General features: G+C 57.3%; 20 protein-coding genes and 1 tRNA gene. 16 read left to right on the top strand and 5 right to left on the bottom strand.

What is annotated here, in order from left to right:
- The first annotated feature begins 32 nt into the window (after window positions 1-32).
- Window positions 33-1,577 carry an alpha-N-arabinofuranosidase gene (locus K3754_RS19870; protein WP_311201441.1) on the top strand — a complete coding sequence of 515 codons (1,545 nt, stop codon included), beginning with the start codon at window positions 33-35 and terminating at the stop codon, window positions 1,575-1,577.
- Window positions 1,574-3,493, top strand: a complete 1,920-nt coding sequence (locus tag K3754_RS16615; RefSeq protein WP_259938711.1) for an NAD(P)/FAD-dependent oxidoreductase — start codon at window positions 1,574-1,576, stop codon at window positions 3,491-3,493. The genes K3754_RS19870 and K3754_RS16615 overlap by 4 nt, the downstream gene beginning before the upstream one ends.
- On the opposite strand, the gene K3754_RS16610 is transcribed toward K3754_RS16615, so the two are convergent.
- The 3 genes from K3754_RS16610 to K3754_RS16600 form a co-directional block, all read right to left on the bottom strand.
- The gene (locus tag K3754_RS16610) at window positions 3,490-5,082 is read right to left on the bottom strand and encodes a GMC family oxidoreductase (RefSeq protein ID WP_259938710.1); all 1,593 of its coding nucleotides are present in this window, start codon (window positions 5,080-5,082) and stop codon (window positions 3,490-3,492) included. The genes K3754_RS16615 and K3754_RS16610 overlap by 4 nt on opposite strands.
- 30 nt (window positions 5,083-5,112) lie before the next feature.
- Window positions 5,113-5,862 carry an SDR family NAD(P)-dependent oxidoreductase gene (locus tag K3754_RS16605; RefSeq protein ID WP_259938709.1) on the bottom strand — a complete coding sequence of 250 codons (750 nt, stop codon included), beginning with the start codon at window positions 5,860-5,862 and terminating at the stop codon, window positions 5,113-5,115.
- Between the two features lie 633 nt (window positions 5,863-6,495).
- A complete protein-coding gene (locus tag K3754_RS16600) occupies window positions 6,496-6,921 on the bottom strand; it encodes an SRPBCC family protein (RefSeq protein ID WP_259938708.1) in 426 nt (141 codons plus the stop codon).
- Between the two features lie 697 nt (window positions 6,922-7,618).
- On the opposite strand from K3754_RS16600, the gene K3754_RS16595 reads away from it, so the two are divergent.
- On the top strand, window positions 7,619-8,419 hold the full coding sequence (locus K3754_RS16595) for an alpha/beta fold hydrolase (RefSeq protein ID WP_259938706.1): 801 nt from the start codon (window positions 7,619-7,621) through the stop codon (window positions 8,417-8,419).
- A 4-nt stretch (window positions 8,420-8,423) separates the two neighbouring features.
- Window positions 8,424-9,773 carry an HWE histidine kinase domain-containing protein gene (locus K3754_RS16590; RefSeq protein WP_259938704.1) on the top strand — a complete coding sequence of 450 codons (1,350 nt, stop codon included), beginning with the start codon at window positions 8,424-8,426 and terminating at the stop codon, window positions 9,771-9,773.
- A gap of 206 nt (window positions 9,774-9,979) precedes the next feature.
- Here the strand turns inward: K3754_RS16590 and K3754_RS16585 are convergent.
- Window positions 9,980-10,054, bottom strand: a tRNA-Thr gene (locus K3754_RS16585).
- Window positions 10,055-10,137: 83 nt separating this feature from the next.
- On the opposite strand from K3754_RS16585, the gene K3754_RS16580 reads away from it, so the two are divergent.
- The 10 genes from K3754_RS16580 (at window position 10,138) to K3754_RS16535 (ending at window position 18,279) form a co-directional block, all read left to right on the top strand.
- Window positions 10,138-10,323 (top strand): hypothetical protein, encoded by a 186-nt coding sequence (locus tag K3754_RS16580; RefSeq protein ID WP_259938703.1) that lies wholly within the window; start codon window positions 10,138-10,140, stop codon window positions 10,321-10,323.
- 1 nt (window position 10,324) lies between these two features.
- Window positions 10,325-11,593: a UDP-N-acetylglucosamine 1-carboxyvinyltransferase gene (murA, locus tag K3754_RS16575; RefSeq protein ID WP_259938701.1), complete on the top strand. Its 1,269-nt coding sequence runs from the start codon at window positions 10,325-10,327 to the stop codon at window positions 11,591-11,593.
- Window positions 11,593-12,063, top strand: coding sequence for a DUF2948 family protein (locus K3754_RS16570; protein ID WP_259938699.1), 471 nt, complete (start codon window positions 11,593-11,595; stop codon window positions 12,061-12,063). Before murA ends, K3754_RS16570 begins: the two co-directional genes overlap by 1 nt.
- A 304-nt stretch (window positions 12,064-12,367) precedes the next feature.
- Window positions 12,368-13,936: a DUF4214 domain-containing protein gene (locus K3754_RS16565; RefSeq protein WP_259938697.1), complete on the top strand. Its 1,569-nt coding sequence runs from the start codon at window positions 12,368-12,370 to the stop codon at window positions 13,934-13,936.
- Window positions 13,937-14,056: 120 nt separating this feature from the next.
- Window positions 14,057-15,358 (top strand): histidinol dehydrogenase, encoded by a 1,302-nt coding sequence (gene hisD / locus K3754_RS16560; RefSeq protein WP_259938695.1) that lies wholly within the window; start codon window positions 14,057-14,059, stop codon window positions 15,356-15,358.
- Between the two features lie 96 nt (window positions 15,359-15,454).
- A complete protein-coding gene (locus K3754_RS16555) occupies window positions 15,455-15,934 on the top strand; it encodes a UPF0262 family protein (RefSeq protein WP_203210045.1) in 480 nt (159 codons plus the stop codon).
- Window positions 15,935-16,405 carry a low molecular weight phosphatase family protein gene (locus K3754_RS16550; protein ID WP_203210046.1) on the top strand — a complete coding sequence of 157 codons (471 nt, stop codon included), beginning with the start codon at window positions 15,935-15,937 and terminating at the stop codon, window positions 16,403-16,405.
- Window positions 16,402-16,794 (top strand): ketosteroid isomerase-related protein, encoded by a 393-nt coding sequence (locus K3754_RS16545; RefSeq protein ID WP_203210047.1) that lies wholly within the window; start codon window positions 16,402-16,404, stop codon window positions 16,792-16,794. Before K3754_RS16550 ends, K3754_RS16545 begins: the two co-directional genes overlap by 4 nt.
- A gap of 167 nt (window positions 16,795-16,961) precedes the next feature.
- On the top strand, window positions 16,962-17,663 hold the full coding sequence (locus K3754_RS16540; protein WP_259938691.1) for a DNA helicase: 702 nt from the start codon (window positions 16,962-16,964) through the stop codon (window positions 17,661-17,663).
- Window positions 17,664-17,679: 16 nt separating this feature from the next.
- Window positions 17,680-18,279 carry a GNAT family N-acetyltransferase gene (locus K3754_RS16535; RefSeq protein WP_259938689.1) on the top strand — a complete coding sequence of 200 codons (600 nt, stop codon included), beginning with the start codon at window positions 17,680-17,682 and terminating at the stop codon, window positions 18,277-18,279.
- 6 nt (window positions 18,280-18,285) lie between these two features.
- Here the strand turns inward: K3754_RS16535 and K3754_RS16530 are convergent, their stop codons facing one another.
- Entirely contained in the window at window positions 18,286-18,636 is a 351-nt protein-coding gene (locus K3754_RS16530; protein WP_238937783.1) for a hypothetical protein, read from the bottom strand.
- 247 nt (window positions 18,637-18,883) lie between these two features.
- Between K3754_RS16530 and K3754_RS16525 the strand changes: the two genes are divergently transcribed.
- Window positions 18,884-19,450: an MAPEG family protein gene (locus K3754_RS16525; RefSeq protein WP_259938684.1), complete on the top strand. Its 567-nt coding sequence runs from the start codon at window positions 18,884-18,886 to the stop codon at window positions 19,448-19,450.
- Between the two features lie 111 nt (window positions 19,451-19,561).
- On the top strand, window positions 19,562-21,361 hold the full coding sequence (gene lepA / locus K3754_RS16520) for a translation elongation factor 4 (protein WP_259938683.1): 1,800 nt from the start codon (window positions 19,562-19,564) through the stop codon (window positions 21,359-21,361).
- Window positions 21,362-21,567: the final 206 nt, after the last annotated feature.

Genomic DNA, 21,567 nt, shown 5'->3' with positions numbered 1-21,567 from the left:
CATTTTGAACCCAAGCTTACGGAAATCTGAACATGGCGCATGCTCTCTATTCGCTCCACCCGTCATTCACCATTGGCGAGGTTGATCCACGCATCTACGGTTCCTTCGTCGAACACATGGGGCGCTGCGTCTACACTGGCATTTTCGAGCCTGACCATCCAAGCGCCGATGAAAACGGCTTCAGACAGGATGTGGCCGAACTGGTGAAAGAGCTTGGCGTAACTGTCGTGCGCTACCCGGGCGGCAATTTTGTCTCCGGCTACAACTGGGAAGACGGCGTTGGCCCGGTGAAGGACCGCCCGGTGCGGCTGGATCTCGCCTGGGGTACGCGCGAGCCCAACACCTTCGGCACAAATGAATTCATCGACTGGTGCCGCCAGACAGAGATCGAACCGATGTTCGCCGTCAACCTTGGCACCCGCGGCATCGACGACGCCCGTCGCTTTGTCGAATATTGCAACCATCCTGGCGGTACCGAACTGTCCGATCTGCGGCACGAGCACGGCTATCCCGAACCGCATGGGATCAAGTTCTGGTGCCTTGGCAACGAAATGGACGGCCCATGGCAGATCGGCGCCCGGCCCGCTCGCGAATACGGGCGGCTGGCGCTTCAGGCGGCCAAGGTGATGCGCTGGGTCAACGACGAACTGGCCCACACCCGCGACTACCTCGCCAACATGGGGCAGGGGGGTGGCAGGACGCAGCTTGACGATGACCGCTTTCTGACACTTGCGGCTTGTGGGTCTTCCAACCGCGAGATGAAGACCTACGCACGATGGGAATATGACGTGCTCGACGAATGTTTCGAGGCAGTCGATATCATTTCGTTGCACACTTATTTCAAGAATCCGGAAGGCACGACCGAAAGCTTTTTGGAAAACATCGACCGGCTGGACGATTACATTTCGGAAGTGATTGCAATTGCCGATGCGGTTGCGGCCACCCGGCGTTCGCCAAAGCGGATCATGCTGAGCCTCGACGAATGGAATGTCTGGTACAAATCCGGCCACCCAGTCGATACGCTGGATGAGGGTTTCCCCGAACATCCGCCTCTTATCGAAGAGGTATTCGACGCCAAGGATGCGATGGTTGTTGGCGGCGCTCTGATCGTGCTTCTCAACCACGCGGACCGTGTCAAGGCCGCCTGCACTGCGCAGCTTGTCAACATCATCGCGCCGATCATGACCGAACCGGGGGGGCGGGCTTGGAAGCAGACGATCTTTCATCCCTTCGCTTTGGCTTCGAAATACGGGCGCGGTACGGCGCTCCGCGCTGGCCACCAGGACGGTGCCAAACTCGATTTCGCCGCCACCCGCGATGGTGACCGTGTGACTGTCTTTGCGCTGAACCGCGATCTAAAGGAGTCCTGCGAGTTGCGCGTGGACGTTTCGGGTCTGGGTATCGACAACGTGGACGTCGCATTGGCAGTCGGCAACACAGATACGGAATTGACCAACACTGCTGAGGCCGACAACCTCGCCCCGGTCAACATAGAAGGCGCCAAAATCGAAGATGGCCACCTCGTCGCCAGCCTACCGCCGGCAAGTTGGTGTGTTCTTTCCTGCCTGCCCGGATGATCCAGCCCATGCTCGACGCCGCCCATCCATTCGCCACTGCCGATGAAGCTACGTTGCGCCGCATGGTCGCGGTCGCCAACGTGCCTGCGCTGATGATGACGCTCATGCATCTGGAAGGGGACGACGCCGTGCTTTCGTCAGGCATCACCCCAGACACCGACATGCTTGAAGGGCGGGAAGACGGGTTGAGCGAAGCTGATCGCGATGCCATCCGCGCCCGCGCGGTCAAAGCGGCGCTAGACTGGCGCACCTCAGGCCGGGACTTGTGGATACCGCCGCACGCCGTACTCGATCATGCGTCTACGCATATCATCGGTCAGGACACCCCGGACAGCTATGCACCGCTGCTGCGCGAGGAACTGCCCTTCGCCGGACCAAATCGCCCGGCCTGGCGCGAAAACGAGGTTCCAAAGGGCAACTGCGCCGAATGGCCCGTCGTGATCATCGGCGCTGGCATATCGGGCATCGCCGCCGCTGTGCGCCTCAAGCGTGCAGGCCATCCCTTTGTGGTGCTGGAAAAGTCCGATAGCCTTGGCGGCACCTGGCGCGACAACACCTATCCCGGCTGCCGCGTAGACACGCCCAACCATATCTACTCCTACAGCTTCGCGGCCGATCACGACTGGCCAGCCCGGTTCTCGGACCAACAGACGATCCGCGCCTACCTCGAAGAGGTTGCCGCCCGCTTTGACCTGATGGACCACATCCATTTCGGGGCCGAGGTAGTGGCAGCCGACTGGAACGAGGACAGTGCCCACTGGACTGTCCGTCTTGCTGACGGAACGACACACACGGGCCGGGCCCTGATCTCCGCCTTGGGTCAGCTGAACCGGCCCAAGACCCCGGACCTTCCCGGCCTGGACACTTTCGCTGGTGCCGCTTTCCATTCCGCCCGCTGGGACCACGCGGTCGATCTGCAGGGCAAGCGCGTCGTGGTCATCGGCACCGGTGCCTCGGCCACGCAATTCGTCCCCGCCATCGCCGACAAGGTCGCTCACCTGACCGTCCTGCAACGCTCGCCACCATGGCTGGTGCCGACGCCCGACTATCACGACACCTTGCCGGAAGAAGAACGCTGGCTGATCCGACACTGGCCGTTCTATGCCGAATGGTATCGTCTCTGGCTGTTCCGCCGCGATGGTGTCGATGGTGTGCTGCCGGATCTTTTCTGCGAGGAAGGCTATGCAGGCGATAAAGCTGTCAGTTCCCGCAACGCATTGATGCGCGATCTTTGGGTGAACTATCTCCAGGAACAGACCGGCGGTGACGAAACCTTGCTGGCCAAGATGATGCCCGACTATCCCCCCTGCGCCAAACGCCCCTTGCGAGACAATGGATCGTGGGTTCGTACGCTTCGGCGTGACGACGTGAGCCTGATCCGTCAGGGGATCGACCGGATCGAAGGTGATGCCGTCATCCTGTCGGATGGCACCCGCATTCCTGCAGACGTACTGATCTTTGGCACCGGGTTCCAGGCTGATCGCTTCTTTGACGGGATCGAGATCACCGGTCGCGACAGCGCCTCCATGGCCAAAGCGATGGCGGACCCCTGCGCTTATCGCGGCACTTCTGTGCCAGGGTTTCCTAACCTCTTCATGCTTTATGGGCCGAACACCAACACCGTCGTGGGTGCAGGCATCATCTTCTTTGCGGAATGTTCGGCGCGGTATGTGCTGGGATGTCTCAACCACATGATGACCGAAGGTTTTTCCAGCATGGAAGTAACAACCGAGGCGCTGGAAACCTACACTGCGCGGATGGACGCGATGAATGCCGAACGCGCCTGGGGCGTACCGGGCGTGGACAGTTGGTACAAGAATGCCGCCGGTCGCGTCACGCAAAACTGGCCGGGAACGCATTACGAGTTCTGGGACATGACACTGCGGCCAGACCCGGACCATCACGTCTTCCGCTAGCGCGCGTCGTCCAGAACCAGATCGGCTCCCTTTTCAGCCAGCGCAAAGACCGCCGCCTGCGTGTTGCCGGACGGGATTGCTGGCATAACGCTGGCGTCGATCACGCGCAGGTCGTCAACACCTCGCACCCGCAGTGTCGGATCTGTCACGCTTTCCCCTTCACGCCCCATCCTGCAAGTGCCACTGGCGTGATAGATGGTCTGGCCGGTTTCACGGGCAAAAGCCTCCCATTCCGCGTCCGTATGACAGTCAGGCCCTGGCGCGGTTTCCTTCACGCAATGCTGTGCCAACGGCGCGGTGTTCACAATGTCGCGTGCACGGCGCATGCCTTCGATCATCACCCGCAAATCTTCGGGATGGGACAGCATGTTGGTGCGGATCGCCGGCGGGACTTTCGGATCCGATGACACCGCGTGGATCGACCCCCGTGACTTCGGGCGCAGTTGACTGACCGCCAGCGTGATTCCCGGATGGCGGTCGAGAATGCGTTCGGCCGCATTGGCATAGCTTGCGTGCATGAAGAACAACTGGACATCGGGCCGCTCGGCTTCGGGCACGGCACGCAAGAACGCACCGGCAAGCCCGGTGCCGAGAGTCAGTATACCTTTTCGTGTCACGGCATAGCGAAGCACTGCCGCGGCCAGACCCAGCCCACGGGTTTGCTGGTTCAGGGTCGAGGCACCTCTCACTTCCCAGGAGAGGCGGGTGCAGAAATGATCCGCGTAGTGCTCACCCACGTGAGGGTTGTGAACCAATGGGTCGATCCCCAGTGCCTGCAGGCGTGGCGAGTCTCCGACGCCTGATAGCTCCAACAGTTGGGGGCTTTGAACGGCGCCTGCTGCCACGATAACCTCCCGCCGGGCCCGAACCTGAGAGACCTCTCTTCCGCGGCGGAAGATCACGCCGGTCGCGCGGGCTTTATCGATAGTGATCCGTTCAACCGAGGCATCTGTCAGTACTTCGAGATTTGCACGCCGCAACGCCGGGGCAAGATAGGCATGCCAGGCGCTTACCCGTCGTCCATGTTGCTGATTGACCTGGTAGGTGCAGACCCCCTCCTGTTCGCCGGCATTGTAATTTGGGTTCTGCGGCAGCCCCGCAGCATGTCCCGCTTTGAGAAAGAGTTCCGCAATATAGGGGCGCTCTTCTGTTTCTGCGACAGGGATCATACCGCCGGTCCCGGTGCTGTTGTGACGGAGGCCGATGCCGTCGACCCGCTCGAAGTAGGGCTGGATGGCCTGCCAACTCCACCCGTCACAACCCATCTCGGACCAGGCGTTGTAATCCTCGGGTTGACCGCGCACCCAGATCATCCCGTTGATCAGGCTCGACCCACCAAGCCCTCTCCCTCGCGGGATCGCGATAGCGCGGTGCCCGGTTGTGGCTTCCGGTTCCGTTGCGAAACGCCAATTATGTCGATGTGATACCAGCAATTTCTGGAACCCGGCCGGGATATCGACCCAAGGTGAACGGCGCGCCGATCCAGCTTCAATGACAAGAACCCGGTGAGCGCCATTTTCGCTCAACCGGTGTGCCAGTACGCAGCCGGCGGTGCCACCGCCGATAATGACGTAATCAGCTTCGATCATGTCCGGCTCCTGTTCGGGGGTGATGTCCAATCAATAGGTCGCGCGTCCACCGGTCATGTCAAAGACTGCAGCGGTCGAATAGGAGCAACGGTCGGAGGCGAGGAACAGGGTCATGTCAGCGATCTCGTCGACCGTCCCCATCCGTCCCATCGGGATTTTCGACAGCATGTAATCAATCTGAGCCTCCGTCACGTCCTTGAGCATCTCGGTTTCGATTACCGCCGGCGTGATGGCATTGACGGTGATGCCTGTCGTCGCAAGTTCCTTGCCCAGACTCTTGGTCAGCGCGATCACGCCTGCCTTTGACGCCGAATAGGCGCTGGCGTTGGGGTTGCCTTCCTTTCCTGCAACCGAGGCGATGTTGACAATCCGGCCCGAGCCGCCCGCGCGCATGTAAGGGACGGCGGCGCGGCAGCAATGGAAGGTACCGTTCAGATTTACCTGCATGACCCGCGCCCACTCCGATGGAGGGAAGGCTTCGACCAGCGCGTTTGGCCCGGCGATCCCTGCGGAGTTGACAAGGGTATCGAGACCATTCATGTCGTCGGCCGCCTTGTCCATAGCGACCTGAACCGCGTCCGGATCAGCGACATCAACAGTCATAGCACGCACGCTGCCGCCAATGCGCGAAACGGCTTCATTCAGCGCCTCTTGCGAAATATCCCAAAGACAAACCTCGCCGCCCTGTTCGGCAAAACGTTTCGCTATGGCAAAGCCCATCCCTCGCGCTGCACCAGTGACGACTGCGCGGCGTCCTTCAAATCCGGGCTTGGGGGTCATGTTGTGATTTCCTTTCAGTTCTCGTTGCCATTGCGTCCAGTTAAAACGGCTGCTCTGGCGTCTTGCGGCTCCGGATAAATCCATCACGACACGCAAGAATATTGGTTCATTAAGTGAACCGTAAATTGAAACTTTCGGCACGTCAATCTTACATCGTCGACATAGCCTAAAAGCAATATAATAGGAATATTTTGGGAAATAGGAGCGAAACCTGGCAAAGGAACTATTACGGGCTTCGTTCAGACTTTGATGGAGTGTATCGGTTTGGATCTGTTGATGAACCAATATTCGAACCGCCCAAATATGCCCAAGTTGCTGTCAATGCCAAACCTCTGTCCCTTGCACACAACGGAATCGTCAGTTGACAGACAAAGAGCCATAGCCGTTTTGCGCGCCGCTCAGATCTGTCCACGGGACGATTGGCGCTGTCTCACAGCTTTTCGGGAACTGCTGCATTGCTTTTGGATTGGCCCTTGGAGCCGCCACAATTGTCACGCGCCACCGAGGCAAATTTGATATCGACGGTGTAAAGTGTGCGATGTTCTTGCGCGAGTGAAATGAATTGACTTCCGACCAACCTCTGATGTCTTGGCGGGACTGGCGGAGGAGACGTGCAGTCGATAAATTTTTGGCCTAGAGATGTGCTTCGCACCAAGATTTCAAGCCAGCATTCTCTTGCTTCAATGCGAGCCTGATGGGCAGGTAAAGCAATGGTGCCAGAAAAGGTGCCAGACGACCATTGAGCCGTAATGAAATCAAGCTTTCAGCACCTCGAGCGGACTTCCGGACAATGTGAGCCGCCTCCATTTGCAAGCCGCTCCCACCGCTCTGCCATGCAAACTGATGCCCTTCATCAAAGCGGGTAACCCGCCAAAGCTTCGCCCGCTGTCCAGGCTGCTTCACTCTGGTTACACTTTCCAACCCGAACGGACCGGAATCGATCCTTTCAACCGAAGTAACCGTCGGCGTCCATTGCGGCCAGTTCTCTACGTCCGTGACAGCAGACCAGACAGATGCCGGATCGCTTTGAATTTCAATGGTATCTTTTATTGTGTACATTCAACGTCTCAAAAGTAACAGAACGGATCAGAATGCGCTGAGGCGCCCCTGGTTTTATCAACACCTCCCCCATTGGCTTGAGCTATAGGTCTGCGATAAAACCGAGCCGTTTCAGATTTAATCATATCGACTGTTCGAACAGCTGGACCGCCTTTTCAAACTTGTCCCGGCAGCCGGGGTTACAGAAGCCGACGACCTCGCCTTTGTAGATTGTCAGTGAATCCGCGGAAACTGGATCACCTGACCAAGGGCATCTATCGTTGCGACAATCTTCCAATTTCAGTTCTGCCATGGGTTCATACCTCGTGGTTTCGACGCAAGCAGAGTTACCACATCAGAAACTCATGTGTCAGCGTCGTATCCTGGACAAACTGAAGGCAAAATCAGACACCTGTCGGCATCGCCATTCAGCCGCTGGCCGCCTGGCCTTGCATTTAGGCACGGGCTACGATCACGGCAGTTCAAAAAACTAAATTTGCTTTCAATGTTGAAAGGCAGAGTGATTGGTTGAACGCCCAGACTGTAGAGTGGCTGAAAGTCTTTCAGTTGAGGAAATCAGGTGGAAAATTGCGGGCATTGGTGCGCCTTGTTTCGGGGCGCACATGGTCGTTTGTTCTTGAGCTTATCCAGGGGTAAGCTGCCCTGTCTTTCGGGAAGTTATCATATACTGTGCTCGGGAATCACTGGTGCGAATGCAATGTCCTTTTTGAAGAACCACAATGTCACTCAGTCTTCTGATGGGGGGCGAACCATCGTCTTTGTTCATGGCTACGGCTGTGACCAGAACATGTGGCGTTACGTTGTTCCACTGCTTTTCGGGACGGGCAAGATTGTACTCTATGATCTCATGGGGATGGGAAAATCAGACGCCGCCAACTACGATTTTGACAGGTATCAAAGCTTGACGGGCCATGCTGAGGATTTGGTCGGAATTCTTGATGAACTAGATGCTGTTGACGCGGTACTTGTCGGGCACTCGGTGGGAGGAACAATTGCCGCTCTGGCCGCGCAAATGGTCCCTGACCGGATCAAGGCGTTGGCACTTATTGCTCCCTCTCCATGCTTTATCAATGATGCAGATTATGTGGGAGGGTTTGATCTGGAGACCATTGAAGGTCTGATCGACCTCATGGAGCAGAATTTTCTGGGTTGGACCTCTCAACTCGTGCCCACCATCACCGGACAAAAGGCGGATGGTCTGGCCTCTACCGAGTTGGCTGAAAGCTTTTGCCGCGCGAATCCAAAGATTTCAAAGCACTTTGGTAGGGTAACATTTTTGGCAGACCACAGAGAGGATATGAGCAAGATCCATTGCCAAACCCTTATCGTGCAATGTTCTGACGATGGACTCGCGCCGCTGAACGTAGGTAATTGGTTGGCTTCGGCGATCCCGTCAAGTGAGTTGAAGGTCGTAGATGCGACAGGCCATTGCCCTCACATGACTGAACCAGCAAAAACTGCCGACCTTCTGGCGGAGTTTTTGGAAACACTGAAGTGAAGTGATGGCAAAGAGTATCCTGAGTGATGACTTAATTCATGAGGCCCCATGCGCTTTCTTGGTAACGGATCTGAGAGGTACAGTGTCCTATGCGAACAAGACCCTCTCTGATTGGTTGGGCTGGGAGCTGGGCGATCTGGTTTCTGTTTCAAAGCTACACAGCCTTTTTGATCCGGCCAGCAGACTTTATTTTGAGACACAGATTTTCCCGAAAATTCTGCTTGATGGGCAGGTGAAGGCAATTTCCTGTTCCCTTCAAACGAAAGACAGCAATTCCGTTATCCCGGTGCTCCTAAATGCGAAGCTTAGAAAACTCGCGGACCAAAACGCTGGAGAAATACACTTCGCTTTGTTTGATGCTTCCGAGCGGACAAGTTTTGAAAGGCAGTTGCTTGAAGCCAAGTCAGAAGCGGAGGAATTGGCCGCGATCGTTCGACATTCTCCTGACGGTATTCTGAGGTGCGATAGTTCGGGCCTGCCTAGACGCATGAACCCGGCTGCAGTGATGATGATGGGCTTGGAGAGTGCTGAACCACCTCAAAGAAAGGTGAGTGACCTTATTGAGATGACAGGGGAACGCAAAGACTGGTTTGACTATGCGCTGAACCGGCTGAGCGAAAATGCAGGACATGTTCGGTTTGAGACTTCTGACGACAAAGGTCGTTTTTTTGAAATCTCGGTTGCCCAGATTGATCAAACAGAAAACCCTTACGCGTCAAAAGAGTATTCGATCATTTTGACTGATATTAGCAGTCGGGTTAAGGCACAGAACCGCCTCAACTTGTTGGTCGAAGAACTGAATCACAGGGTTCGCAATATTTTCGCAAACGTGAGCGGCCTGGTGCGATTGTCTTTGCGTGGCGACAAGTTAAAAACAGATCGAGACAAGCTGCTTGGTCGGTTGGATAGCCTATCAAACTCCCACAACCTGGTGACTGCCAATCTATGGAAGCCGACAGAGCTATCGGAATTGATAGTTCCGGTGATAGCACAGGCCAGCGATAATCAGCAGATCAGTTTCGATGGCCCTGACGTTAAGGTTGGTTCGAACCAGTTCAAGGCCTTATCGATGGCGTTCCACGAGCTAACAACCAATGCAAGGAAATACGGCGCATTGTCGGTATCGGGTGGCCAAGTTGAAATAACATGGTCACTTTCCGGCAGTGACAATCGCAATCTGCACATTCGCTGGTGCGAGCGAGGTGGCCCGCCGGTGGTGACACCCCAAAGAACCGGCTTTGGAACTATCATGCTCAAGCAAATGCTAAGCGCAGAGTTTGATGGTGATATATCCATGAACTATGCCCGTGACGGTCTTGAGTTTGATTGCACAGGTCGATTGAGATCGGACTAACCAAATTGAAAGCAACGGCAACAAGCCAACAAGACCAGAGCCTTACCACCTCTTGCCAATGATTTGCGTTTCTGGAGTGAACGGCTGAAAAACGAGCAAAACCCAAAGAAGCAACCGATGTGTCATCGATTGGATGGGGTAAAGGCGGACCAATAGCGAGAGCCTAACGGCAGCTATTTGATAACACTAGATTAATCGGGGTTCCATGGTGCTGCTGGAGAGAATCGAACTCTCGACCTCTCCCTTACCAAGGGAGTGCTCTACCTCTGAGCTACAGCAGCATCGTGGCGGGTGATTAGCTGCAAAATAATATTGGTGCAACCCCAATCTGGACGCCTTTGTGCGCCTGCGTTAGACAAGCGTCATGGCAAAGGCTCCCGCAGATCAAAAACCGGTAAAACAGGCGCAAATCCGCGAGGATCGGTTGAAGGCCGCGCTCAAGGCCAATATGGGGCGGCGCAAGGCTCAGGCACGGGCGCGTAAGACGCAAGACAAGACCGCGCCAGATACAGGCAACGGGCCGGATGGCTCCGAACAGGAAAGCAGATAACATGGATTCAATTCTGGTCAGAGGTGGCGGCAAACTGAGTGGGCAAATTCCGATTGCGGGGGCCAAGAACGCCTGTTTGGCACTGATGCCAGCCACCTTGCTGTCGGATGAGCCACTCACATTGACCAATGCGCCACGGCTCAGCGACATTCGCACCATGACAGAACTGCTCGGTTCGCTTGGGGCCGAGGTGACATCGCTTCAAGAGGGCAAGGTGCTGGCAATGGCGAGCCATGGGCCAATCAACACCCGCGCCGAATATGACATTGTCCGCAAGATGCGGGCATCCAATCTGGTGCTTGGACCGCTGTTGGCGCGTGAAGGCCATGCAGAAGTGTCCTTGCCAGGCGGCTGTGCCATCGGCGCGCGCCCCATGGACATCCACACCGATGGTTTGGCCAAGATGGGCGCCGAGATCGATCTGCGCGATGGCTATCTGCACGCCAAGGCGGATGGTGGCAAACTGAAGGGCGCGGTGATCGACTTTCCATTTGCCTCCGTCGGCGCCACGGAGAATATCATGATGGCGGCCACGCTGGCCAAGGGCACAACCGTGATCAACAACGCCGCCCGCGAGCCAGAGATTGTGGATCTGGCCAATTGCTTGCGGGCGATGGGCGCTGAGATTGACGGCGACGGCACGTCAACCGTGACCATCCAAGGGGTGGACCGCTTGCATGGTGCCACGCACCGTGTGGTCACGGACCGGATTGAGCTGGGCACCTATATGCTGGCCCCTGCGATCTGCGGCGGCGAGGTGGAGCTATTGGGCGGGCGCATCGACCTGCTGGCGGCCTTCTGCGAAAAGTTGGATGCGGCTGGTATCTCTGTCAGCGAAACCGAAAACGGGCTGAGCGTTACCCGCCGTGAGGATCATATCCGGGCGGTCAACGTGACGACCGAACCTTTCCCCGGATTTCCCACCGATTTGCAGGCACAGATGATGGCCCTGCTGTGCACGGCTGACGGCACATCGGTTTTGGAAGAGAAAATCTTTGAGAACCGGTTTATGCATGCCCCCGAACTGATCCGCATGGGCGCAGATATCGAGGTGCACGGCGGCACGGCGACGGTCAAAGGTGTGGCCAAACTGAAAGGCGCACCGGTGATGGCGACGGATCTGCGGGCCTCTGTGTCTTTGATCCTTGCGGGAATGGCCGCCGAAGGGGAAACAACCGTCAGCCGCGTTTACCATCTTGATCGCGGCTATGAGCATGTGGTGGCCAAACTGCGCGGCGTGGGCGCGGATATTGAACGGATCAAAAGCTGATGAGCATGGACGCCCGATTTGAGGATGGCCGCGAGGCACCGCTGAACCTTGGTGCGCTGGATGTGGCGGATCTTGAGGTGATCTCGTCGCTGGCGCAAGACGCGGTGTTTCCGGCCTCCGAGATGACCTGGGACAGCAAGGGCAGACGTTTTGCCTTGCTGCTGAACCGGGTGCGTTGGGAAGACGACGGCAAAACCCGTCATGCCCCGGAACGGGTGCAGTCGGTGCTGCTGTTCTCAAACGTGCAATCGGTCGCCAGTCAAGGCGTGCCAAAAGGCGATGCCGATGTGATTCTGTCCCTGCTGACCATCACGTTCGAAGAGGCGGACGCGCCTTCGGGCCATGTTTTGCTGACCCTTGCGGGGGATGGTGCGATCCGACTTGCCGTTGAGGCGCTGGAGGTCACGCTCAAGGACGTGACGCGCCCTTATGTCGCCCCGTCAAAGAAGCTTCCCGACCATCCAGAGTGATTAAACCCGGATGGGTGAGGTGCCCAATCGCCCCTTTAAGGTGTTTCAGTCGAATTAAATTCAGTTCCTGATTGTGGGCATGAGCCATTGCTGTACAGTGGACCAAACACTGTAGAACTTCAGCACTAAATGGCTTTTGATTATGGCAAATGTACACATTGACGGTCCCCAAGTCCTTTTGGACGGGACCACCCTCAACGGGTTGCCATATTTCGGGCGGACAAACTACTTTTTGGCCCAAAGTGTAGAGATCGGCGGAAAGACTTTTTCAATCTCTTACCGCAGCTTCTCTTTTTCCGAGACGATGCTCATTATCGAATTGGGAGACACCCTGCGCACAGAGATCAGCGGGACTTTTCAGTACAGTGAAGACGGTCAGCTTTCTGGAACAATCACTGGCGCGCGCACCGTGTATCAGCCGTCAGAGTTGATTACGAATGACGATCAACACATGGTTCCTGCACCCCCCGAGACATGGATCGAGATCACCGGGGCGAGCGTTTCAATTTCCGCGCAACAACCGAACGACGGATTATTGGACCTTGAGGGCAACGTCATCGGTTCCGACCATGGCGCCATCCTCTGGGATGAACTCATCCTTGGCGGTGATGATGACATTACGGTCAGTGCAAGTTGGCAGAGCGATGAACCTCCGGTCATTCACGGGTATGGTGGCGATGATGTGATCCGGGAGGAAGATCCTTGGACAATATATCATCTTGATGGCACCTTCGGCGATGACCAAGTGGCTACGCTGCAAGAAAACGCATCCCCCGAATTGGACGAACCCATCATTGGCGACCTGATCGTTTGGGACTTTCCAAAACCAAATGACGCCGTTTTCCATGGCGACGCAGGCAACGACCACATTACAGCGGCTGAGGGCAATGACACGTTGTTTGGTGGTGAAGGCGACGACACGCTTGTCGCTTATAGGGGAGAAAATCGGCTCATCGGGGGCGCTGGCGACGACAGCCTTTCCGGAGGATATGGCGAGACAGCAGTCTTTGCGGGGGAGAGTGACGAATTTGCAATTTCCGTTTTTGTGTCTTCCGAACCAGACCACATAGCGAACATATCGGATCAAAGTTCCTTCGCGATAATTGCCGATCCCGACATTTTGCCCTACCAACCTCAGCCAACGATCCTTGTTGCAGACCGTGTATTGAATAGAGAGGGCAACGATACCCTCAACGGGATCGATTTTCTGGAATTTTCGAACGCCACAATCGACACTGATGTGCTGTTGTCGGCGCTTGAACTGAGCGTGAACCAAGCCCGCGAAATCACCGCGCATTACCTCGCGGTTCTTGATCGCGCACCGGACGCGCAAGGGCTGTATTTCTGGGGCAGCAAGATCGCCGAAGGGATGAGCATGGACGATCTTGCCGGGCATCTCTCAACCTCTCAAGAGATTGCGGATCAATACGAGGATCTGTCTCTGAGCGTGGGCGAGTTGCAGGCGATTGCGCAATCCGTCCTGAACCGCAGTCTGGATCCGCGCGGATTGGAGTTCTGGTCTCGGATGGCCGAAGAAGGCAAGGTTGATCGCAGCAACTTTGCATTGGAACTGATCAAAGGCGCAGTGCCACGGTACGATCCAAAAGACACCCCCGAAGAAACTGCCCAACGGGCGCTGGATCATGCCTATCTGGACAGCAAGATTGACCTGGGGCTGTACTATTCAGCCGTCAAAGGGATGAGCAATCTGGACAATGCCGATGCGATTTTTGCCGGTCTGGATGGTAGCGAAGACAGCGTAGACGCAGCCAAAGCGATGATCGACGATCTTCACAGCGATGCCATGGAAGCAAACAGTGGCGAAATGATCATCACCATGGTCGGGATCGCGGGCGATCTTTTTGACGGATAAATAGGGGAGGGCGCGGCAATGCATCCGCTTGAGCCGCCAAACCATTCCCGTTAAGCAGCAGCCAACCCCATTGCGCCCAGCCCTTCGGTCAGGTGCGCCCCTGTTGGAGCATTGCCGCCCATGCCCTTAACCCTGAACGCCGCTGCGCCGGATTTCGAGACCGCATTTGCCGCCCTGCTGGGGGCCAAGCGGGAAGACAGCCCCGATGTGGACGCCGCAGTGGCCGATATCATTGCCGATGTCCGGACACGGGGCGATGCGGCTGTCATCGCGCTGACGGAAAAGTTTGATCGGGTCACGTTGTCGCCGGAAACCCTCCGCATCAGCCCGGCAGAGGTCACCGCAGCGGCAGCAAAGGTCAGCGCTGAGGACCGCGCTGCACTTGAACTGGCTGCAACCCGCATTCGCGCCTATCACGAGCGCCAATTGCCAGAAGACGCCGAATGGACCGATGATGCGGGCGCGACCCTTGGCTGGCGTTGGACACCGGTTTCGGCGGCGGGTCTTTATGTGCCGGGCGGACTGGCCAGCTATCCTTCCTCGGTGTTGATGAACGCAATTCCGGCCAAGGTGGCAGGCGTCCCGCGTTTGGCAATGGTCGTGCCGACACCGGATGGCGTGCTAAATCCACTGGTGCTGCTGGCGGCGCAGATCGCCGGCGTGGATGAGATCTACCGCATCGGCGGGGCGCAAGCGGTGGCAGCACTTGCCTATGGCACCCAGACCATAGCCCCCGTGGACAAGATCACCGGCCCCGGCAACGCCTTTGTTGCAGCCGCCAAACGGCGGGTGTTTGGTAAGGTGGGCATCGACATGATTGCTGGACCCTCCGAGATCCTGGTGATCGCGGATGGCGATAATGATCCAGACTGGATCGCCCTTGATCTGCTTAGCCAGGCCGAACATGATCAAAGTGCGCAATCCATTCTGATCACCACCGATCCCGCCTTTGGCAGAGCGGTGAGCGCAGCGGTGGACAGACGCCTCGAAACCTTGGAGCGGCGCGAGATCGCGGGGGCAAGCTGGCGCGACAATGGCGCGATCATCACGGTGCCGGATCTGGATGTGGCGGCCGAATTGTCAAACCGGATTGCGCCTGAGCATTTGGAGCTGTGCGTGGCGGACCCTGTTACCCTTTCGGACAAGATCACCCACGCGGGCGCGATCTTTCTTGGGCAATGGACGCCAGAGGCGATTGGCGATTATGTCGGCGGGCCCAACCACGTCTTGCCCACGGCGCGGTCTGCGCGGTTCTCTTCCGGCCTCTCGGTGCTGGACTTTATGAAGCGCACGACCTTGGCGCGGATGACCCCCGATGCACTGCGCCAGATTGGCCCGGCGGCAGAGCGGCTGGCAGCGTCCGAAAGTCTTGAGGCGCACGGTCTGTCCGTCACCGCACGGCTCCGTAAACTCAACGGGTGACGCAGCCGGTCAATGGTGCGCCGCTGCGGGCCATTGCACCGCTATGGTCACTGGCGTATGCAAACCTCGTAATTGTTTGAGAAAAGGATGCGCCGGATGTCCCGCATCACCCATATCGCACTTGATGACGCGAACCTGCCGCCGCCCACGCCTGAGATCGAGCAGGAGCGCAAGGTGGCGATGTTTGATCTGCTGGAGGACAACACCTTTGTTCTGCCGCAGCGCGAAGAACGTGCGGTGCCCGACGGTCCGTACCACCTTGGCCTGTCCATCCGTGACAAGCGTCTGGTCTTTGATGTGAACACCGAAGCCGAGGAAAAGGCAGCGGAATTTCACCTTTCGCTGGGTCCGTTCCGGCAGGTCGTCAAAGACTACTTTCAGATCTGCGAGAGTTATTTTGACGCGGTGAAGAAACTGCCGCCCAGCCAGATTGAAACCATCGACATGGCCCGCCGCGGGATCCACAACGAAGGCAGCCGCGTGTTGCAAGAACGTCTTGAGGGCAAGGCAGAGATCGACATTGACACCGCCCGCCGCCTCTTTACGCTCATTTGTGTTCTGCATTTCGGCGGTTGAATGACCTCAGGCTTGCCACAATCGGTGCTTTTTTGCTGCGATCATAACGCGGTGCGGTCCCCCATGGCAGAGGGGATCATGAAAAAGTTCTATGGCACCGATACCTACGTGCAGTCTGTTGGCGTGAAGAACGATCTCGAGATTGATGGCTTTTCCATCGCGGTTTGCGCCGAGATGGACGTCGAATTAAGCCGCCATCGGTCCCGCAGTTTTGACGAGATGGAACAATGGGGCGATGATCTTAGCTCATTTGATCTGGTGATTGCTCTTAGCCCGGCCAGCCAACGCCGGGCGCTTGAATTAACCCGTTTTTTCCATCTCGATGTTGAGTATTGGCCGATCCTTGACCCGACCGGCCTGGGCGAGACACGTGACGCCAAACTGGTGCAGTTTCGCGCCGCCCGAGACCAGATTGCAAGCCGGCTGGTGGAACGGTTCGGCCCCCCCAAAGAAGCAGAAGACCTTTCATGACAGATATTATCCAACGCTATTTCGAAGCCTTCAACGCCGGTGATACCGATGCCATGATCGAATGCCTGTCCGATGACGTGGCCCATCACGTCAATGAAGGCGACATCCGCATCGGCAAACCCGCTTTTGCCAGCTTTTGTGACCACATGACCCGCTGCTACCGGGAAAATCTGACGGATATGGTGATTTTTCACAACGAAGACGGCACCCGCGCTGCGGCAGAGTTTGTCGTCAACGGCACCTATCTGGCGACTGACGATGGCCTGCCCGAGGCAAAGGGACAGACCTATAAGCTGACCGCCGGATCCTTTTTTGATGTGGCTGATGGCAAGATCACCCGCGTGACCACCCGCTATAATCTCAGCGATTGGATCGCGCAGGTTTCCTGACACTTGATCGAGGCTGGCGTTGCGCCTAGGCTGAGGCACGGCGCCGCCCGTGCCGCCCCCCTCCGCCGGGGAAGCATGTGACATGCAGGGCAATTGGCAAAGCTTTGAACCTGCACGCGCCGCCACATCAGGAGGGATTGTGACACCTGCGCACAGGAGGTTTCAAAATGCTGTTATCCGCCCCGATTTTTGTTCTCAAACGCAAGGCTCGACAATTGTCCCGCACGGGAAAACTGTCCCATAGCGCGGCTCTGGACCGTATTGCAGTTCAGGAGGGTTTCCAAAACTGGAGCCATCTGGCCAAACGTGATGCGGACACCGGCCGCGCGGCCCGTCTGCTGGCGCAGTTGCAGCCTGGCGATCTGGTACTGGTTGCCGCACGGCCCGGCGAAGGCAAGACATTGCTTGCGTTGGAGATTTTGGCCGAAGCCGCCGCGGCGGGGCAGGGGGCATCCTTTTTTACGTTGGAGTATTCTGCAGAAACCGTCAGGGGATTGCTGGCCGAAACCGGGCTGGAAGGACGGGCAATCAATATTGATACCTCGGATGGCATTTGTGCCGGTCATATTGTAGAAACTCACGCCGCTGCCCCCAAGGGCGGGGTAATTGTCATCGACTATCTCCAACGCCTCTGTGAAAGCCGCAGTACCCCCGACCTGGACAGCCAGCTTGCCACGCTCAAAGACTTTGCGAAGGCCCGCGGGCAAACGATCATCTGCCTCAGCCAGATCGACCGCCGCTTTGATGGGGCAGGGCAAAACCGCCCCGGCCTTGCAGATGTGCGTCTTGCCGATCCAGCCGATTTGCGCATCTTCGATCGATGTATTTTTTTGAACGCCGGTAAGATCAGCCTACAGGCGTTTGCCTGACGAACAGAGGATGACAATGGCAACACCAGATCTAATAGATGTCCGCGCCCTGACCGGCGCGGACCTCGCACCGGCCCTCGCGGATGTGGCCCGCCTGCGGATCGCTGTTTTCCGCGACTGGCCCTACCTTTATGACGGGGATCTGGCCTATGAGGAGGGGTATCTGCAATCCTATCGGGATTCGGACCGTGCTGTCGTCGTTGGGGCTTACAAAGGCGCTGATCTGGTCGGTGCCAGCACAGGCACGCCGCTGGCCGATCACGCGGATGATTTCGCCGTTGCATTTGACGGCACGGGCATCGCTTTGGATGATGTGTTCTATTGCGCGGAAAGTGTCCTGTTGCCTGAGTATCGCGGGCTTGGCATCGGGCACCGGTTCTTTGACATCAGAGAGGCCCACGCCCGCCGGCTGGGGTTTTCCAAATGCTGTTTTTGTGGCGTGGTTCGGCCAGCCGATCACCCGCGACGCCCCGCAAGCTATCGCCCGCTGGATGATTTCTGGCGCGGACGGGGCTATGCCCCGCTGCAAGGGGTGGTGGCGCAGTTCAAATGGAAAGACATAGGTCAGGCGGATGAAACGGCCAAACCGCTGCAATTCTGGATCAAGGATCTGTAGGTCGGATCAGGACGCAGAGCAAAGCTCGGCCGCGACCTTGCCATAGGCTTTCCACGCTTTCCAGAACCGTTCGTTGCTGGCGTTGTCGGATTGCCGGATTTCCTGCAATTTGTGGGGATCGCTGAACATCTTGGCGCCGCGCCGTTGATCGGCATTCGACAACTCGCGATCCGCAACCGCCTGAACACAGCCACACCGCGCCCGCGAGGCGGCTTTGCGGTTCGCCTGCTGGCAGGCTTTCTGGATGGGTCCGGTGGCAAAAAGAACCGGTGCCGGTTTGTACCCCCGTGCATTGGCACTGCTATAGCGAGACCCGCCGCAGGCCGTCAGCCCCAACATCGCAACAAGCGCTATCATTATCCGCAACATCGTAAACTGCCTCGATTTGTTGGCCCCGGGTTTGCCCCGTTCAGACCCTTTCTGCTTTGGCCAAAGTATGACCTATTCTGCGCAAAGGGGCAATTCACGTTTGTTTGGTCCCGCCCGCATCAGCGGCAACCGCCTCTTGGTTTTGGCGCAGACCGGGCAAGGGCTGGTTTTCCGGACTTGCCGCAACCGCATGAATGCCGCAGTTTGTCTGTTCGGACCCAAAAGGCAAATTTTCATGTCCCCTGCAAAAGACAAAAAGACAAAGTTCCGTGCAATTATCATCGCCTATCCTGCCGCGCTGGTTGCCATCGCTCTGGCCTTGAACCTGCTGCTGTTCGGGGTGGATCCGGCCATCGTGGCGTTGCCAAGCAAACCTTTGATCGGGGCGCTGGTGATCGGTGCGCTGCTGCTGGTGATCAATCACTCGGTATTGATGACCACAACCGAGCTGACGCGACTGAAATATGATCTTAAGGCGACGCCGGAGGAATGGGAGGCCAGCGAACGCAGCCCTGCGGACATCAGCGCAAAGGCGCAGATGGAACTTGAGCGTCAGCACAACGCTCACCGCAACGCCACGGAAAATACTGTCTATTTCGCCATGCTGGCCCTCACCCTTTGCCTGATTTCCCCGGTTCAGATCGCGGCGCAGATCTGGATCATCTGCTTTGCGCTGGGACGCCTTGGCCATGCCTTTGCCTATCTGACGGGGCGTGACGGAGTGCGCGGAATTTGCATGAGCATCAGCCTGATTGCGCTTTATGGGATGGGGACCTATCTGGCGCTGGCACTGATCGTTTAGACGCGGCAAGACCCGCAGCGGTTCGGCCCAAGCGCCACAGGGGTTTGAGCCATGTCGGGGCCACATTGAATCCACCTTGACCAACCCACCAAAGCGCATCATATCCCCTGCATGACACCGCTTTCACATATCCGCAATTTCTCCATCGTGGCGCACATCGACCACGGGAAATCCACGCTTGCCGATCGCTTGATCCAATCCACGCACACCGTGGCGGATCGCGATATGAAAGAGCAGATGCTTGACAGCATGGACATCGAACGCGAACGCGGCATCACGATCAAAGCGCAGACCGTGCGGATCAATTACACCGCCAAAGATGGTGAGGAATATGTCCTCAACCTGATCGACACCCCCGGCCACGTCGACTTTGCTTATGAAGTCTCCCGCTCCATGCGCGCGGTTGAAGGCTCGCTTCTGGTGGTTGACAGCACGCAGGGCGTCGAGGCGCAGACATTGGCAAACGTCTATCACGCGATTGAGGCGGACCACGAGATCGTGCCGGTGCTCAACAAAATTGACCTGCCCGCCGCCGATTGTGACCGCGTCGCCGAACAGATCGAGGACGTGATCGGGATTGATGCCACCGATGCCATCCGTGTGTCGGCCAAAACCGGCATCGGCATTGATGAAACGCTTGAGGCCATTGTCACCAGACTGCCCGCGCCGAAAGGCAACCGTGATGCGCCGCTCAAGGCGATGCTGGTGGATTCGTGGTACGACAGCTATCTCGGTGTGATCGTTCTGGTGCGGATTATGGACGGCGTGCTGAAAAAGGGCGAGCGTGTGCGCATGCTCTCCAACAACTCCACCCACCATGTTGACCGCATCGGCGTGTTCCGTCCCCAGATGACCGAGATTGACGAGCTTGGCCCAGGCGAGCTTGGCTTTCTCACGGCCTCGATCAAACAGGTCCGCGACACCCGCGTGGGGGATACGATCACGCACGAAAAGAAGGGCACAACCGAGGCGCTGCCGGGCTTTAAACCATCGCAACCGGTGGTCTTCTGTGGTCTCTTCCCCGTAGATGCCGCCGAATTCGAAGACCTGCGCGACAGCATCGAAAAGCTTGCCCTCAATGACGCCTCTTTCAGCTTTGAGATGGAAACCTCTGCCGCGCTTGGCTTTGGCTTCCGCTGCGGCTTTCTTGGCCTGCTGCACCTTGAGGTGATCCGCGACCGGATCGAACGGGAATACAACATTGACCTGATCACCACCGCGCCCTCGGTGATTTATGACATCCACATGAAGGATGGCACGGTCACACAGCTGCACAACCCCGCCGACATGCCCGACATGACCTTGGTCGATCACCTTGAGGAACCGCGCATCAAGGCAACGATCCTTGTGCCTGACGAATACCTCGGTGATGTGCTGAAACTGTGCCAGGACCGCCGCGGCATCCAGGAAGACCTGACCTATGCCGGATCGCGGGCGATGGTGGTCTATGATCTGCCGCTGAACGAAGTGGTCTTTGATTTCTATGACCGGCTGAAATCGGTGACCAAGGGCTATGCCTCATTTGACTATCAGATGATCGGTTACCGTCAGGATGCGCTGGTGAAAATGTCGATCCTTGTGAACGACGAACCGGTGGATGCGCTCTCCACCATGGTCCACCGCGACCGGGCCGAGGCCCGCGGCCGTGCAATGGTCGAAAAGCTTAAGGACCTGATCCCGCGTCACATGTTCAAAATCCCGATCCAGGCGGCCATCGGCGGCAAGGTGATCGCGCGTGAAACCCTCTCTGCGATGCGCAAGGACGTGACGGCGAAATGCTACGGCGGCGATGCGACCCGTAAGAAAAAGCTGCTGGAAAAGCAGAAAGCGGGTAAGAAGAAAATGCGCCAGTTCGGGAAGGTGGATATCCCGCAAGAGGCGTTTATTTCGGCGCTTAAGATGGATGGGTAGACGGGTTTCACCGGGCCAGTTGATCTGTGGTCGTTTTTGTAATTGCGATGACTGATTGAAAGCGGCTCTACGCACCCCATTGAACAACATGTTTTGATTGCGCCCCAATGGTTCGAGTGGGGCATCACTGCGTCGCAACCTCCAAACCCAATGCAATTGATCTGGCCTCAAAACCTTCCAATCAAACCCAACAAACCCTTTCCCTT

The sequence above is a fragment of the Sulfitobacter sp. M368 genome, from assembly GCF_025141875.1.
GTDB lineage: Bacteria > Pseudomonadota > Alphaproteobacteria > Rhodobacterales > Rhodobacteraceae > Sulfitobacter > Sulfitobacter mediterraneus_A.
This window is presented reverse-complemented; position numbering and strand designations above follow the sequence as displayed.

Coding starts and splice junctions, on each gene's coding strand:
- K3754_RS16610 (WP_259938710.1), bottom strand. CDS start 5,082: ATGATCGAAGCTGATTACGTCATTATCGGCGGTGGCACCGCCGGCTGC.
- K3754_RS16535 (WP_259938689.1), top strand. CDS start 17,680: ATGGCAACACCAGATCTAATAGATGTCCGCGCCCTGACCGGCGCGGAC.
- K3754_RS16570 (WP_259938699.1), top strand. CDS start 11,593: ATGAGCATGGACGCCCGATTTGAGGATGGCCGCGAGGCACCGCTGAAC.
- K3754_RS16545 (WP_203210047.1), top strand. CDS start 16,402: ATGACAGATATTATCCAACGCTATTTCGAAGCCTTCAACGCCGGTGAT.
- K3754_RS16555 (WP_203210045.1), top strand. CDS start 15,455: ATGTCCCGCATCACCCATATCGCACTTGATGACGCGAACCTGCCGCCG.
- K3754_RS16565 (WP_259938697.1), top strand. CDS start 12,368: ATGCTCATTATCGAATTGGGAGACACCCTGCGCACAGAGATCAGCGGG.
- murA (WP_259938701.1), top strand. CDS start 10,325: ATGGATTCAATTCTGGTCAGAGGTGGCGGCAAACTGAGTGGGCAAATT.
- K3754_RS16540 (WP_259938691.1), top strand. CDS start 16,962: ATGCTGTTATCCGCCCCGATTTTTGTTCTCAAACGCAAGGCTCGACAA.
- lepA (WP_259938683.1), top strand. CDS start 19,562: ATGACACCGCTTTCACATATCCGCAATTTCTCCATCGTGGCGCACATC.
- K3754_RS16530 (WP_238937783.1), bottom strand. CDS start 18,636: ATGATAGCGCTTGTTGCGATGTTGGGGCTGACGGCCTGCGGCGGGTCT.
- K3754_RS16615 (WP_259938711.1), top strand. CDS start 1,574: ATGATCCAGCCCATGCTCGACGCCGCCCATCCATTCGCCACTGCCGAT.
- K3754_RS16590 (WP_259938704.1), top strand. CDS start 8,424: ATGGCAAAGAGTATCCTGAGTGATGACTTAATTCATGAGGCCCCATGC.
- hisD (WP_259938695.1), top strand. CDS start 14,057: ATGCCCTTAACCCTGAACGCCGCTGCGCCGGATTTCGAGACCGCATTT.
- K3754_RS16600 (WP_259938708.1), bottom strand. CDS start 6,921: ATGTACACAATAAAAGATACCATTGAAATTCAAAGCGATCCGGCATCT.
- K3754_RS16595 (WP_259938706.1), top strand. CDS start 7,619: ATGTCCTTTTTGAAGAACCACAATGTCACTCAGTCTTCTGATGGGGGG.
- K3754_RS16580 (WP_259938703.1), top strand. CDS start 10,138: ATGGCAAAGGCTCCCGCAGATCAAAAACCGGTAAAACAGGCGCAAATC.
- K3754_RS16550 (WP_203210046.1), top strand. CDS start 15,935: ATGACCTCAGGCTTGCCACAATCGGTGCTTTTTTGCTGCGATCATAAC.
- K3754_RS16525 (WP_259938684.1), top strand. CDS start 18,884: ATGTCCCCTGCAAAAGACAAAAAGACAAAGTTCCGTGCAATTATCATC.
- K3754_RS16605 (WP_259938709.1), bottom strand. CDS start 5,862: ATGACCCCCAAGCCCGGATTTGAAGGACGCCGCGCAGTCGTCACTGGT.
- K3754_RS19870 (WP_311201441.1), top strand. CDS start 33: ATGGCGCATGCTCTCTATTCGCTCCACCCGTCATTCACCATTGGCGAG.